The organism is Hydrogenophaga sp. 2FB (assembly GCF_005503365.1).
Lineage (GTDB): Bacteria > Pseudomonadota > Gammaproteobacteria > Burkholderiales > Burkholderiaceae_C > Hydrogenophaga.
The window spans coordinates 40663-54599 of the sequence record NZ_SCML01000010.1 but is presented as its reverse complement, the minus strand read 5'-3'; the positions used below and the strand labels follow the sequence as shown (position 1 = coordinate 54599).

14 protein-coding genes are annotated in these 13937 nt (G+C 66.7%); 8 read left to right on the top strand and 6 right to left on the bottom strand.

The genetic code is table 11. From position 1 onward, the window contains the following. Window positions 1-71: 71 nt before the first annotated feature. Complete coding sequence (locus tag FFS09_RS08225) at window positions 72-650, top strand: 5-formyltetrahydrofolate cyclo-ligase (protein WP_137918437.1); 579 nt, start codon at window positions 72-74, stop codon at window positions 648-650. A 6-nt stretch (window positions 651-656) separates the two neighbouring features. On the opposite strand, the gene FFS09_RS08220 is transcribed toward FFS09_RS08225, so the two are convergent. After that, a complete protein-coding gene (locus FFS09_RS08220) occupies window positions 657-1574 on the bottom strand; it encodes a DMT family transporter (RefSeq protein ID WP_252374285.1) in 918 nt (305 codons plus the stop codon). 3 nt (window positions 1575-1577) lie between these two features. Beyond that, entirely contained in the window at window positions 1578-2603 is a 1026-nt protein-coding gene (locus FFS09_RS08215) for a LysR substrate-binding domain-containing protein (RefSeq protein ID WP_137918385.1), read from the bottom strand. A 127-nt stretch (window positions 2604-2730) separates the two neighbouring features. Here FFS09_RS08215 and FFS09_RS08210 point away from each other — a divergent pair, with 127 nt between their 5' ends. Next, the gene (locus tag FFS09_RS08210; RefSeq protein WP_171019922.1) at window positions 2731-3237 is read left to right on the top strand and encodes a DUF2917 domain-containing protein; all 507 of its coding nucleotides are present in this window, start codon (window positions 2731-2733) and stop codon (window positions 3235-3237) included. Window positions 3238-3252: 15 nt separating this feature from the next. Here FFS09_RS08210 and FFS09_RS08205 read toward each other — a convergent pair whose 3' ends face one another. Then, window positions 3253-3612 carry a TfoX/Sxy family protein gene (locus FFS09_RS08205; protein WP_137918383.1) on the bottom strand — a complete coding sequence of 120 codons (360 nt, stop codon included), beginning with the start codon at window positions 3610-3612 and terminating at the stop codon, window positions 3253-3255. Window positions 3613-3642: 30 nt separating this feature from the next. Here FFS09_RS08205 and FFS09_RS08200 point away from each other — a divergent pair, with 30 nt between their 5' ends. From FFS09_RS08200 to FFS09_RS08180, 5 genes are all read left to right on the top strand, one after another. Then, the gene (locus FFS09_RS08200; protein WP_137918382.1) at window positions 3643-4248 is read left to right on the top strand and encodes a TetR/AcrR family transcriptional regulator; all 606 of its coding nucleotides are present in this window, start codon (window positions 3643-3645) and stop codon (window positions 4246-4248) included. 66 nt (window positions 4249-4314) lie between these two features. After that, window positions 4315-5295, top strand: a complete 981-nt coding sequence (locus FFS09_RS08195; protein ID WP_137918381.1) for an MBL fold metallo-hydrolase — start codon at window positions 4315-4317, stop codon at window positions 5293-5295. A 75-nt stretch (window positions 5296-5370) separates the two neighbouring features. After that, a complete protein-coding gene (locus tag FFS09_RS08190; protein ID WP_137918380.1) occupies window positions 5371-6663 on the top strand; it encodes an anion transporter in 1293 nt (430 codons plus the stop codon). A 21-nt stretch (window positions 6664-6684) separates the two neighbouring features. Continuing rightward, window positions 6685-7602, top strand: a complete 918-nt coding sequence (gene lhpI, locus FFS09_RS08185) for a bifunctional Delta(1)-pyrroline-2-carboxylate/Delta(1)-piperideine-2-carboxylate reductase (protein ID WP_137918379.1) — start codon at window positions 6685-6687, stop codon at window positions 7600-7602. Between the two features lie 81 nt (window positions 7603-7683). Beyond that, window positions 7684-10089, top strand: coding sequence for a hybrid sensor histidine kinase/response regulator (locus tag FFS09_RS08180; protein WP_137918378.1), 2406 nt, complete (start codon window positions 7684-7686; stop codon window positions 10087-10089). 10 nt (window positions 10090-10099) lie between these two features. Here FFS09_RS08180 and FFS09_RS08175 read toward each other — a convergent pair whose 3' ends face one another. After that, window positions 10100-11023, bottom strand: a complete 924-nt coding sequence (locus FFS09_RS08175) for a DUF6279 family lipoprotein (RefSeq protein ID WP_137918377.1) — start codon at window positions 11021-11023, stop codon at window positions 10100-10102. Here FFS09_RS08175 and glmU point away from each other — a divergent pair. Further along, window positions 11022-12443 carry a bifunctional UDP-N-acetylglucosamine diphosphorylase/glucosamine-1-phosphate N-acetyltransferase GlmU gene (glmU, locus tag FFS09_RS08170; protein ID WP_137918376.1) on the top strand — a complete coding sequence of 474 codons (1422 nt, stop codon included), beginning with the start codon at window positions 11022-11024 and terminating at the stop codon, window positions 12441-12443. The two genes, FFS09_RS08175 and glmU, sit on opposite strands and share 2 nt — an antisense overlap. A gap of 32 nt (window positions 12444-12475) precedes the next feature. On the opposite strand, the gene FFS09_RS08165 is transcribed toward glmU, so the two are convergent. Continuing rightward, window positions 12476-13216 (bottom strand): DUF2726 domain-containing protein, encoded by a 741-nt coding sequence (locus tag FFS09_RS08165; RefSeq protein ID WP_212745073.1) that lies wholly within the window; start codon window positions 13214-13216, stop codon window positions 12476-12478. Between the two features lie 197 nt (window positions 13217-13413). Then, window positions 13414-13911: an Lrp/AsnC family transcriptional regulator gene (locus tag FFS09_RS08160; RefSeq protein ID WP_137918374.1), complete on the bottom strand. Its 498-nt coding sequence runs from the start codon at window positions 13909-13911 to the stop codon at window positions 13414-13416. Window positions 13912-13937: the final 26 nt, after the last annotated feature.

Sequence of the window (13937 nt, the reverse complement as noted above, 5' to 3'; positions counted from 1 at the left end):
ACAACAAAGACCGTTTGAGTTCCCCGAAATCCGGCCGTCACGCCGATGGCGAATTGACCAAGGCGCTCAAGATGGAGTGGCGCAAGGCGCTGATCGAAAAGCGCCAGGGGCTGGCCGATCGGGCCTGGCGCAACGACTTGCTGCAACGCGTGATGCGGGTGTGGCTGATCCATCGGCCCGACACGGTGGTCGGCGCGTATTGGCCCATCAAGGGCGAGTTCGATCCCTTGCCTGCGCTGTTCCGCTGGCAGGAAGCCGGGCTCGAGGAGGATGCCCAGGAGCAGCGGCTGCACCGCCGCATCGGGCTGCCGGTGGTGAACAAGGTCGACAAGACCCTGACGTTCTACACTTGGTACCCGGGCTGTCCGATGGAGGAGGATGCCTACAGCATTCCCAAACCCAAGGACACCGAGATCATCGAACCCACGCTGATCTTCGTGCCGTGCGTGGGTTACGGCCCGGGTGGTTTTCGCCTGGGCTACGGCGGCGGTTTTTACGACCGCACGCTGGCCAGCCTGAAACCGAAGCCCTTCACCGTGGGGCTGGGCTACGACTTCGGCTACCTGCCCGATATGACGCCCGAACCGCACGACGTGCCGCTGGACGCGATCTTGAGCGACACCGGCGTGATGTGGCCCGTGGCGGGCTGAGTCTTCTCAGGGATGTTCCCCGCTGGCGTGGGTCTCGGTGATCCGTTTTTCCCTGCGCACCAGGTAGAGCCCGCTGCCGATGATGATGACCGCGCCCAACCAAGTGGCCGGGCCGGGTAGCGTGTGCCAGATCAGCCAGTCCAGGCCCAGGCCCCAGGCCAGCGCGCTGTACTCGAAGGGCGCCACGGCGGAGGCCTGGCCATGGCGGAAGGCTTCGGTGATGGTGAGCTGGCCACAGAAGCCGGTGACGGCCAGCGCCAGCAACAGCGGCGCGTCGCCGGGCTGAATCGCCACCCATTGCGGCCAGGCCAGCAGGCCCGCGCCGATGGCCATGAACAGCATCAAGGACAACACCAGGCTTTCGCTGCTGTCGGTGCGGCTGGCCAGCCGCCCGGTGATCGCCGTGATCGCATAGCCCAGTGCCGCGCCCAACGTGGCCAGGCCACCCACGGTGGCGAAGCCGGCCTGCAAGTCGCTGCCGCTCGGGCGCAGGGCGATCAGCACGCCGACGAAGCCCAGGGCAATGGCCCACCAGTGGGTGGCCGGCACACGCTCCTTGAGCACCGGCACCGACAGCGCGGTGATCAGCAGCGGTGCAATGAAGAACAGCGTGTAGGCGGACGACAGCGGCAGCTCGCGCACGCCCATCGTGAACAGCGCGATCATGCCGATGCCCAGGAAACCGCGCAGCACATGCAGTGGCCAGCGGATCTTCGTCACCGTGCGCCATTTGCGGCGCCAGGTGATGTAGACCATGACCAGGGGCAGCGCGGTCATGCCGCGCAAGGCCGCGATCTGCAGTGCCGGGTAGCGCGCCGACAGGGCCTTGAGCACCGCGTCCATGAGGGCGAAGAAGCCCACGGCCATGAGCATGAAGACGATGCTGCGCAGGTTGCCGGAGGCGAGAGAACGGAACAGGCGCATCGGTCAGTCCATGTCGTCCACGGTGTCGGGGTCGGGCACTTCGCCGATCGCTTCGCGCGTGGCCGCGGCCTGCTCCAGCAACCAGTCGCAGAAGGCTTTCACTTCGGGGCGCTGCACACTGCGCGGCGCGACCAGCAGCCAGTACACCAGCGGTGAATCCAGCCGCGCGTGGGGCAGGGGCTCCACGAGCGCGCCGCTGGCCAGGCTCTCGGCCACCAGTGGCAGGCGCGCCAGGGCCACGCCCTGGCCGGTGAGGGCGGCTTGCACGATCTGGTTGGCGTAGTTGAAGTACATCCAGCGCTGCGGCGAAAGCTTGGCCTGCACGCTGCGCGCGCGCTTGCCCGTCGGCGCGGCCGCGGGTGCGCCGAAGGTGTCGAGCCAGCGCTGCCAGGTCAACCACTCCAGGTGGCGCGTGCGGTGCGCATCACCGGCCTCGATCAGCGCGCAATGCGAGAGGTCTTCGACACTGCGGATCGGATGGGCCTTGAGCAGCCAGGGGCTGGCCACCGGCGTGAGCTGTTCGCCAAACAAGCGGTGCGCGCTGGCGGGCATGCCCTGCGGCACGGCGTAGCGCAGCGCGAGGTCCACATCGGACGTGGCGAGGTCGACCGCGTTGTCGGTCGCGTCGATGCGGATGTCGATGTCCGGGTGGTCGCGCTGAAAGGCTTCGAGCCGGGGGATCAGCCACATCGATGCGAACGACGCCCAGGTGGTGATGGCCACGCTCTTGCGGCCCGCGCTCTGGCGAATCTGCCGCACCGCCGCATCCACGCGCTCCAGCGCCATGCTCGCCGCGCGCAGCAATTGCGAGCCCGCGCTGGTGAGCTCGACCGCGCGCGTGTGGCGCAGGAAAAGGGCCGTGCCCACTTCGTCTTCCAGCGCCTGGATCTGGCGGCTCACCGCGCTTTGGGTGAGCGAGAGTTCTTCCGCGGCGGCGCGGAAGTTGAGGTGCCGCGCCACGGCCTCGAAGGCGCGCAGGTGCCCGGCGGCGATGGGGCGGGTGCGGGGGTGGCTGCTGGTGAGCTGCATGGGGGATCCTGGCATTGATGCGGGAATCGAATCAATAGCTTACTGCGCTTTCATTGGACTTGAGAGGCGTGTGGCCCGAACATTCATTCCCAGGATGAGCCATCGTCCCCTCTCCAAGGAGCCTCTCATGACCACCCGTTCTACCGCCACCGCCGTTCTCTCCTCCGACCGCCTTGCCGTTGCTGCCGCGCAGCGCGGCTGGCGTCTGGATGCGCGCCGGGCGATGACCCTGCGCCCCCACGTGTCCAGCCGCCTGCAGATCACGCAGGGCCGAGCGTGGGTCACGCTGGGTCTGCCGCACGAGGGTGCGGGGAACGAGTCGGGCGACCACATGCTGGCGGCCGGCGAAAGCCTGGTCGTGCCCGCGGGCGTGCGTCTCGTCATGGAGCCCTGGCAGCCCGCGAGCGACGGCCCGGTGCGCTTCGACTGGTCCGCCGAATCTTCGGCCCACGGCGTGGAGCAGCCCGACCGCTTCGGTCGCGAAGTGGCGGCGCCATCGCGCGAACTCGCGGTGGCCTTGGGCCAGGCGGGTGGGGCCTTCGTGCGCCTGGTGCGCGGCGTGTTCGGCTACAGCGAATACCTGTTGGCCGGGCGCGGCCGGGAACTCGCGCCGTCGGACTGCCACCGGCGCTGAAGGGGCTGGCGGGCGTCAACCTGCCTTGGGTTTGCGTTTGGGTTTGCGCGCCGCGACCGCGGCCTCCAGCGCCAGGCGCGCCCAAGGCAGCATGAGCGCCGGTGACTCCAGCGCCTCGTCCGGAGGTGTGTGGTAGTTCAGCTTTCCGGACTTGCCCTTGAACTCGTACACAAAGGGCCGACCGCCCGCGGCCAGCCATTGCGGCTCGGTCTCGGCGTTGGTCTTGAGGAACAGCGTGTCCCACGCGATGATCGCGATGTTCATGCCATCGGTGGAGATGCCCCAGCCACCGAACATGCGCTTGGGCACGCAGGGCCCCACGCCAGAGAGCAGCTCGCAGGCGTGGAGGGCAAAAGGGTCGATGGGCTTGGCCATGGTGCGATGGTAGTCCGGCAGAATGCGCCGATGGCCCGTCCCAAATCCGTTTTTCACGATCTCAAGCGCGACGAAATCCTTAACGTGGCGGCGCAATGCTTCGCCGCGCAGAGCTTTCCCGCCGCGAGCATGAACGACATCGCCAGCGCCTGTGGCGCCAGCAAGGCGCGGCTGTACCACTACTACGAGAGCAAGGAAGCGATTCTGTTTGACCTGCTCGACCGCTACACCCAGCGCCTGCTGGCGCTCATCGGCGAAGCCGAAGCGCGCGCCCAGCGCAAGAACCTGAATGAGCGCGATGCGTTGAACGAGCTGGTGCGCGCGTTCCTGAGCGAGTACGAAACCTCGGCCACGCGCCATGTGGCGCTGGTGTCGGACACCAAGTTTCTCGGCGAGGTGCAGCGCACGCTCATCGTCAACCGCCAGCGCGACGTGGTGGCCGCGTTCACCCGTTTCATGAAGCGTGCCTACCCCGAACGCGTGACGGCGGCCAACCAGACCGCCTTGACCATGATGCTGTTCGGCATGATCAACTGGACCTTCACCTGGCTGCGCCCAGGCGGCGCGATGAGCTACAGCGCCTTCGCCGACGAGGTGGTGAACATGCTGGAACGTGGCTTGTCGGGCGGGGCATAGTGGTTTACTTATGCGTAATTGATTTCGTTTAGGTAAAATTCCGGCTTCCCCACACGGAGACCTCCCATGAGCAAAGCCTTTGCCTCCCAGGCCGACCTGGACGACAAGAAAACCACCTTCGAACAGCTCAGCCCGCACTGCTGGGCCTACACCGCCGAAGGCGACCCGAACTCGGGCGTGATCATTGGCGACAAGTTCATCATGGTGAGCGACGCCACCGCCACGCCCGCCATGGCGCGCGATCTCATCCAGCAGATCCGCACCGTCTCCGACAAGCCCATCAAATACGTGCTGCTGACCCACTACCACGCGGTGCGCGTGCTGGGCGCCAGCGCCTACGTGGCCGAAGGCGCGACCGAAGTCATCGCCAGCCGGGGCACTTACGAACTCATCGTCGAACGGGGTGCGCAGGACATGCAAAGCGAGATGGAGCGCTTCCCGCGCCTGTTCCGTGGCGCCGACAGCGTGCCCGGCCTGACCTGGCCCACGCTGGTGATCGGCGATGGCAAGCCCGGTCGCCAAGGGTCGCTCACGGTCGACCTGGGTGGCGTGAAGGTCGAGATCTGGCACCCGGGCCAGGGCCACACACGTGGCGACACCATTGCCTGGGTCGAAGAAGAAAAGGTGCTGTTCAGCGGCGACCTCGTGGAGTACGAAGCCGGCGTGTACACCGGCGACGCGCAACTGGAAGAGTGGCCCGCCACGCTCGAGGCGCTGCGCGCCTTGAAGGCCGAGGCCATCGTGCCCGGCCGTGGCGAAGCGATGAAGGGGCGCGCCGATGTGGACAAGGCGCTGGACTACACCCAGCGCTGGGTGACCACGCTGTTCCAGGCCGGCAAGGAAGCCGCCGCCGCCGGCATGGACCTCAAGACCGCCATGGCCCACACCCGCAAGAGCATGGACCCGGTGTTCGGCCACGTGTTCATCTACGAACACTGCCTGCCGTTCGATGTGAGCCGCGCCTACGACGAAGCCAAGGGCATCAAGAACCCGCGCATCTGGACCGCCGAGCGGGACCAGGAGATGTGGGCGGCCTTGCAGAGCTGAGCGTCGCACGGCACCCACGGACCAGCCGCCTTCGGGCGGCTTTTTTTTCACGCCCGCGCTACGATCGCGCGCAACATGTCCACCGCCACCTTGCACCACACCGCCACCGACTGGGGCATCGTCGCGGTCTTCGCGATCGTCTACCTCGGCATGTTTCTCGGCGGGTTGCCGCGCCTGAAGCTGGACCGTTCGGGCGTGGCCTTGCTCGGCGCGATTGCCGTCATCGGCCTGAGCAGGCTACCGGTGGAAGATGCGGCGCGCTCGGTCGACCTGCCCACCATCGTGCTGCTGTTTGCCTTCATGGTGGTTTCCGCGCAGATGCGGCTCGGTGGCTTCTATGGCGCGGTGACGCGCCGCGTGGGCGCCATGCCGCTGTCGCGCAACAGTTTGCTGGCCGCGCTGATCGTGGTCGCGGGTGCGCTCTCGGCCGTGTTCTCCAACGACATCGTCTGTCTGGCCATGACGCCGGTGGTGGCGCGGCTGTGCCTGCAGCGCGGCATCAACCCCGTGCCGTTTCTCATCGGCCTGGCTTGCGCGGCCAACATCGGCTCGGCCGCCACGCTGATTGGCAACCCGCAGAACATGCTGATCGGCTCGGTGCTGCAGTTGCCCTTTGGGGGTTATGTGCGGCAGGCGTTGCCGCCGGTGGTGATCGGTCTGGTGGTGTTGTGGTTGTGGCTGGCATTTGGGCCAGGGGCGAAGGCGGGTGCGGGGAGCCCTCAATCCAGTTCTCTCCCGCGAGCAGGAGAGGATGCCATGCAGGGAGAGATCGCCGCGGAAGATCCGCCGTTCGATGGGTGGCAAACCACCAAGGGCCTGGTGGTGGCCGGGGCGTTGTTGCTGATCTTCCTCTTCACCGACTGGCCGCGCGACGTGGCGGCGCTGGTGGGCGCGGGCCTGTTGCTGTTGAGCCGGCGCCTGCATTCCTCGCACGTGCTGGGCCTGGTCGACTGGCCGCTGTTGTTGCTCTTCATGGGGCTGTTCGTGGTGAACCACGCGTTCGAAACCACGGGCCTCGCCGCGCAGGCCGTGGCCTGGCTCGGCACCCAGGGTGTGCACCTGGCCGACCCCGGGCCGCTGCTGGTCGCGGGTGCGGTGCTCTCCAACCTGGTGTCCAACGTGCCCGCCGTGATGCTGCTGTTGCCACACCTGGGCGGCAGTGGCGAACAAGCCGGTGCGATGCTCGCGCTGGTGACCACGTTTGCCGGCAACCTGTTGCTGGTGGGTTCGATCGCCAACCTGATCGTGGCCGACCTCGCGCGCCAGCAGGGCATCGCCATCGACTGGAAGCGCCACGCGGTGACCGGCATTCCGGTGACACTGCTGTCACTGGCCGTGGTGTGGGCGTGGATGCGCTTCTTCACATGACCGGACCCTCGCACCACCGCCATGCCGAACCTGCCCGCCCTTCGCCATTTCGACGCAGCGCAGACCGCCGCGCTGCTCGGCTTCCCCGCCCTGGTCGACGCCATCGCGGACGCGGCGCTCGCGCACGAGGACGGTCGCATCCATTGCCCCGACCGCCAGGTGCTGCCCCTGGGCGACGGGGGGGTGCTGCTGAGCATGCCCGCCACCGCAGAAGACATCGGCATTCACAAGCTTGTGACCGTGCTGCCCGGCAATGCCGCGCAGGGCCTGCCCACCATCCACGGCGTGGTCACGGTCTGCGACGCCGCCACCGGCCAGCCGCTGTGCCTGCTCGACGGCCCGGTGGTCACGGGCCGGCGCACCGCGGCCGTGAGCCTGCTCGCGATCCAGCGCCTGCTGCCGCAGCCGCCCACCGACGTGTTGCTGATCGGCACCGGCACGCAGGCGGTGTTCCATGTCGCTGCCTTGCACGCGCTGTACCCGGCGTGCCGCATGTGGGTGCAGGGGCGCGATCCGTCGCGGGTACAGCGCTTCTGTGCCGCGCAGGCTGAGGTGCACGCACACATCCAGCCCTGTGCGCGACCCGAAGACGCCCAGGCCTGCCAGGTGGTGATCACACTGACCACCGCGGTCGCGCCCGTGTTCGACGATGTGCCGCGCCAAGGGCGCCTGGTGATTGGCGTGGGCGCGTTCAAACCCGAGATGGCCGAGATCGGGGCGCGCACGCTCGCGGGCAGCGCGATCGTGGCCGACGATGTCAATGGCGCGCGACACGAGGCCGGTGACCTCATCCGCGCGGGTGTGGACTGGCGCCGCGCGGTCTCGCTGGGCCACGTGCTGCGCCACGCGCCGGACCTCGCGCAACCCCAGGTGTTCAAGAGCGTGGGCAGCGCGGCATGGGATCTGGCTGCCGCGCGCGTGGCGGTCTCGGCGCTGTAGTCCCTTCCTCCGGGCCGACGGCGAGCGCTTGGATATACCGGCGGTCGCGTGGAAGAATGCCGTTGTCCTCAAGGAGCGGTGATGCGGGCAGCAAGCGTTTCTGAAGCATGGTGGCGTGGTCTGGCGCGGCCTTTGGCGCTGTTGCTGTTCCTGCTGTTGGTGTGTCCGGGTGCCGGCGCCCAGCCGGGCCTGGTCACCATCGGCGCACAGACGCGGTACGACATCTCCCGGGATCTGCTGCATTTCGAGGATCCCTCGACGGCGATGACCTTCGACGACGTCAGCGCCCCTGCGCAGGCGTCCCGCTTCAAGCCTTTCCATCAAACCGGCAGCGCCTACAACTTCGGGTTTACGACGTCGGCGATGTGGTTTCGCATCACATTGCGAGCCGATGCGCAGGTTGCGCCGCTGTGGTACTGGGCGGTCGCCATGCCGCTGCTGGACTACGTAGACCTCTACGTGTCAGAGCCCGGCGGTGGCTTCAGCCACCAACGCATCGGCGACGAACTGCCGATGTCCGCGCGCGCGATCCGCCACAAAGACATGGTGATGCCCGTGCAACTTCAGTCTGGTGGCGAAACCACGGTGTACATGCGCGTTCTGACGGGCGGGGGCATGGCCTTGCCGGTGACGCTCTGGGAGCCACAGGCTTTTCATGCAAACGATCACGTCGAATACGGTCTTCTGAGCGCCTTCTTCGGCTTGGCGGTGGGGATCTTTGTCTACAACCTGCTGCTCTACTTTTCCATCCGAGATCCTGCCTACCTGTACTACGTGGCCTTCGTGGCTTGCATGGCGGCGTCCCAGGCGTTTTTCACGGGCTTTGCCGCAGAGTTCGTCTGGCGCGACAACTCCCAATGGAACACCGACGGCATGCGCTATACCTGGGCGGTGACCGTGCTGGTGTTCATCCCCTTCGTGCGCAGTTTCCTCTCGACGCGGCAGTACATGCCCAGGTTGGACGTTGTGCTGCTCGTGCTGGCGGGCCTCTGGCTGCTTCACTTTCCGTTTCTTTCGGTGCTGCCGTTTGGCGTCATGGCCCGGGTCCAGCATTCCATGGTCCTCATCTCCATGGGTGTGTTCGTGACGGCTGGCGTCATTGCCTTCCGGCAGAAGCGTCCCGGATCTCGCTATTTCCTTCTGGCGTGGGGCGTCCTGATCGTGGCGGCTTTCGTGTTCTCGCTGCGCAACATAGGCGTGCTGCCGATTCATTTCCTGACCGAACACGCCATGATGTTCGGCTCGGCATTGGAAATGGTGCTGCTGTCAATCGCGCTGGCCGACCGCATCAAGGTGACCCGACAGGAGCAGCGCCGGGCCGAAACCCTGAACCGCGTGCGGCAAGCGCAGAAGGCCGCGGCCGACCAGGCACACGCCGAGAAGTCGCGCTTCCTGGCGGCCATCAGCCACGACCTGCGCCAGCCGATGTACGCGCTGGGCTTGCTGGTCGATGGCCTGCGCGGCGTGAACCTGCCCGAGATCTTCTCCAACGCGCTCAACGACATGAAGGGCTCGCTGACCTCGATCAACGCGCTGCTGGACTCGCTTCTGCTGATGGGCCGGCTCGAAATTGGTCGGCTGGAGCCGCGCCTGGAGACTTTTTATGTGGACCAGGTGCTCGATCGCGTGAGCAACACCTTCGAAGCGCGGGCGCAGGAAAAGGGGCTGAAGTTCAGCGTGACGCCGACCCTGTGCCAGTTGCACAGCGACCCGGTGCTGCTGGAGCGCATGCTGAGCAACCTGGTGAGCAACGCGCTGCGCTACACGCGCGAGGGCGGGGTGCTGGTATCGGCCAGAAAGCGCAGCGACCACCTGCTGCTGCAGGTGTGGGACACCGGCCGCGGCATCCCGCTGGACCAGCAGGAGGCCATCTTCGGCGAGTTCGTGCGCTTGCGTGGCGAGGACAGCGACGGGGGTGTGGGCATCGGGCTGACCATCGTGCGCAGCTGCGCCCAGTTGCTGGGCTGCACGGTGAGCGTGCGTTCCACGCCGGGCAAGGGCTCGTGCTTCTCGGTGCGGGTGCCGCTGCGCGCACCGGATGCGTCGCCGCCATCCGCCCCAGGGCCGCTGATGCCGATCCCGTCGAGTGCGCCGCAGGAGGGCCATGCGCAAGGTCTTCGCGTGGCGGTGGTGGACGACGACGCGGTGGTGCTGCGTGCCCTGACCGCGTCACTGACCTCGCGCGATTGCGACGTGACCGCCGCGGCTTCGTGGACGCAGCTCAAGGACAAGCTGGCCACGGGCGAGCCGCCCGACATCGTGATCTGCGATTACCACGTGGGCCGGGACGCCGGCACGGAGATCGTCGCGCGCTTGCGGACGCTCGTGGGACGGCCCATCCCGGCCATCATCGTGACGGGCAACACGTCGCAGGAGACCGCCAACCAGGTCCATGTGGCCGGACTGACGCTGCTGCACAAGCCGGTGACGCCGCAAATGCTGTTTGCTCTGGCGGTGCAGCTGGCCGCGCAAGGCAGCGAAGCATAGCGGGCGTGGTTCAGCGTTGCGCGCTCAGCGTGCGCACATCGTTCTCATACGTCTTGAGAACGCGCACGGCATTGGCGCGCTGTTCGGCCGACGTGCTGTTGTGCAGCGTGGCGAACTGCGCGCAGCCCGTGCGCACCAGCTCCTCGTTGTACGCGTCGTAGCCCTGCGCAGGCGATTGGCGGATGCGCGCGAGGTGCTCGCGCACGAGTTGCTCGGCCCTCGCGGGTGTGGCTTGCGCATCGCGCACCGTTTGCAGCAGGTCGGCCTGGCGACGCAGCCGTTCGGTGTGCGTGCGCTGCGGGTCGAACGGCGACTGTTGCAGCAGGCCGCGCAGCAGGTCGCGCTGCTCCTGGCTGAGCGCGCCGTAGAACGATTCGCTGCGGTCGATTGCCTTGTCCACCCGTTTGTTGAGGCGTTGCTCGGGGCTGCCGCGCAGAAAGTCTTTCTCGAAATCCGCGTTGCTCCTGGCCTGTCGCTGTTTCAGGTGGTCCAGTTGCTCCGGGCTCAGCTGCAAGGCCAGGCGCGCAAAGGGCTCCACGGTTTCGGCGGCCGCTCGGTCGAGCCGCTGGCGGATGTCCTCGAACTGCGTGCAGGCCTGCGCGGCCGAGACGTTGTCCACCGCCATGGCCTGCCACTGGCGCAGCAGGTTGGCGTACACCGGCAGCTCCTGCCGGCGGTGCCACTGAAAGAACGCGTCGACATCCGCGCGTGCTTTCATCCCCTGCGTTTCGCTCAGGTTCACGTGCCGGTCGATCCACCAGTAGCTCAGGGTGGGTGCCTGGTTGTAGGCGAAGCGCGTGGCGGTGCAGGCCGTGAGGAGGGCGGTGGCGAGCGTCACCAAGGCGCCCAGCCCGAGCACACGGCCGGCGATAATCCGCCGCTGGTGATGGCCGGCAAGAACGCCGCGCAACCCGTCGATGCAAGAGGTGTTCATGTCGTTCCCTGTGGATGTAGTGGTGATGGCGGCCGGCAAAGGCACGCGCATGAAGAGTCTTCGGCCCAAAGTGTTGCACCGTTTGGGCGGTCGTGCACTCGCCCAGCATGTGATCGACACGGCCGCGCGCCTGTCGGCGCGCTCGGTGGTGGTGATCACCGGCCATGGCGCCGAGCAGGTCGAATCCGGTCTGGTGGTGCCCGTGGCGCCCGATGACGTGGCCGCGCCGAAGCTGCGCTTCGTGCGCCAGGAGCCGCAACTGGGTACCGGCCACGCGGTGCAGCAGGCGGTGCCGGTGTTGGCCGACGATGGCATCGTGCTGATCCTGAACGGCGATGTGCCCTTGATCGGACAGGCGACGCTGGAAACGCTGCTGCATGCCTGCGACGGGCAGCATCTCGCGCTGCTGAGCGTGGACACAGGCGACGATGCCACCGGGTACGGCCGGATCGTGCGCTCCGTGGACGCGGACCGGTCGGTCCACGCCATCGTGGAGCACAAGGATGCCAACGAAGCCCAGCGGCGCATCACCGAGTGGTACAGCGGCGTCATGGCAGCGCCGGCCTCCCTGCTCAAGCCCCTGCTCAAAGGCTTGACCAACGACAACAGCCAGCGTGAGTACTACCTCACCGACGTGGTCAAGCATGCCGTGGCGCAAGGCCTGGTGGTGCGGGCCGTGACGACGCGCGATGCGGTCGAGGTCGCCGGCGTGAACAGCCCGGTGCAACTGGCCGAACTCGAGCGCGCCTATCAGGGCCGTCTGGCGCAGAGCCTCATGGAACAAGGCGTGCGCCTGACCGACCCGGCGCGGCTGGACGTGCGTGGCGAACTGCTCTGCGGTCAAGACGTGGAGATCGACGTGAACTGCGTGTTCGAAGGCCGCGTGAAGCTGGGTGACGGCGTGCGCATCGGCGCGAACTGCGTCATCGCCAACGCCGCCATCGATGCCGGCGCGGTGATCCATCCTTTCACCCACATCGACGGCGAGAAGCTGGGTGTGTCGGTCGGGCGTGGCGCGCTGATCGGGCCGTTCGCGCGCTTGCGCCCTGGCGCGCAGCTGGGCGAAGAGGTGCACATCGGCAACTTCGTCGAAGTGAAGAACAGCACCCTGGCCGCGGGCGCCAAGGCCAACCATTTGGCCTACCTGGGCGACGCCACGGTGGGCGAGCGCGTGAACTACGGCGCGGGCAGCATCACCGCGAACTACGACGGCGCGAACAAACACCGCACGGTGATCGAGGCCGATGTGCATGTGGGGAGCAACTGCGTGCTGGTGGCGCCGATCACCATTGGCGCCGGCGGCACGGTGGGCGCGGGCTCCACCATCACGAAGAACACGGCGCCGGGCTCACTCTCGGTCGCGCGGGGCAAGCAAGTGGGGCTGGAGAATTGGCAGCGCCCGGTCAAGAAGAAAAGTTGATACGAGCGCGGAGCGCGGCAGGCGGGGCTCCCTTACCCCCCGCGCACGTCCATTGAACTGCCGTCGAAGCGGCTGTCTCTGTGAGCGCGGCTGTTGTCGAAATGGCTGTGGCCGTTGGTGCGACCGCGGCCGCTGCTGACGCCACGGCGGCGCTGGCCAAAATCATCGAGGTCCATCAGTCCGCTCATGCCCAAGACTTCGGAGTCGCGGTAGCCGTTGTTGTGGCTGCTGTGTTGAGAGTCAAAACCTGAGAACTGGCTCTCCAGCTGCTGCAATGCGCTTTCGCGCAATTCTTCCTTGCTCTTGGGTTTGGGCAGTTCGGCCAGGTTGAGTTGGGCCCGGAAGTCGGCCGGGGACGGCATGCGATGGATGCCATTTTTCAGGAAGACGAAACGAACGCCCGCCGTTTTCAGGATCCGGTTCTTCATGACCACCTTGTTCGCTTTGGCCTCGGCGTCGCTCAGGTGGTATTGCTCGATGTCGAACGCGAAGCTGGGTCGGCCATCCGCGCCGCAAACCACGAAATCCACGCGGTACTCCTTGAGCCGCTCCGCGGCGCGCTGGCGGTTCGCGGCACGTCTGACCGTCAGAATGTGCTTGAGCTGCATGTTGGGCAGCACCACCTGACCGGGAAAGGTGTCCTGCAGGTAGTCCAGCATGTGGGCCTGCTCGGACGTGAGAATGCGTTCCGGCGCGTACCGGTCGTCCCGGCCAGACGAAGCGCGGGAGCGCTGACGCCTGACCGCCCACCATGCCAGCAGCGCCAGCGCCACAAGGGCGACAGCGGCGGCGAGCGTGATCGTCAAAAAATCCATCAAAACCTCCTTGCGCCCAACCGATGAGGTTGTCAGGCGCGGCATTTTAGGAGCGTGTTACACACGGTCCAGGGCGTCAACCGTTCGTAGCCGACGCAAGGGCAGGTTTTGTGCTTTTTGCATCAAAAAGTCCTTTGCGTCGAAATCCAAGGTATTCAACTGGTTGTATGTCGGTGCAAGGGCAGACGGGGGTCGAACTTCGCCCGCTTGAGGCTGAAGAAGGCCTTGATGTTGCGCACATTGGCATCGCTCGTGAACAGCCTTCGGGCCAGCTCCAGGTAGGCCGGCATGTCACTGCAGTGCACCACCAGCATGAAGTCCGGCCCTGGGCTCACGCGGTAACACTGCTGCACCTCGGGCGCTGGCACCACGCGGGCTTCGAAGGCGTCGAGATGTTCCGCGCCCTGGCGCTCCAGCGTGACTTCGACCAGCGCCGTGAGGCCATGACCCAGCACAGGCGCGAGCTTGTCCGTGCTCAACAGGGCCACCTCTCGCTCGATCAGCCCCAGCTGGCGCAGGCGTTTGATGCGGCGCAAGCTGGTAGGAGGCGAGAGGTGGGCCAGCTCGGCCAGGGCCTGGTTGCTGCGCGAGGCGTCGGCTTGCAGCAAGTCGAGCAGCCGCAGATCGGCTTCATCGATGGCGATTGGTTCCATGAGTGTGGCTTTTGTGGAATATTTGG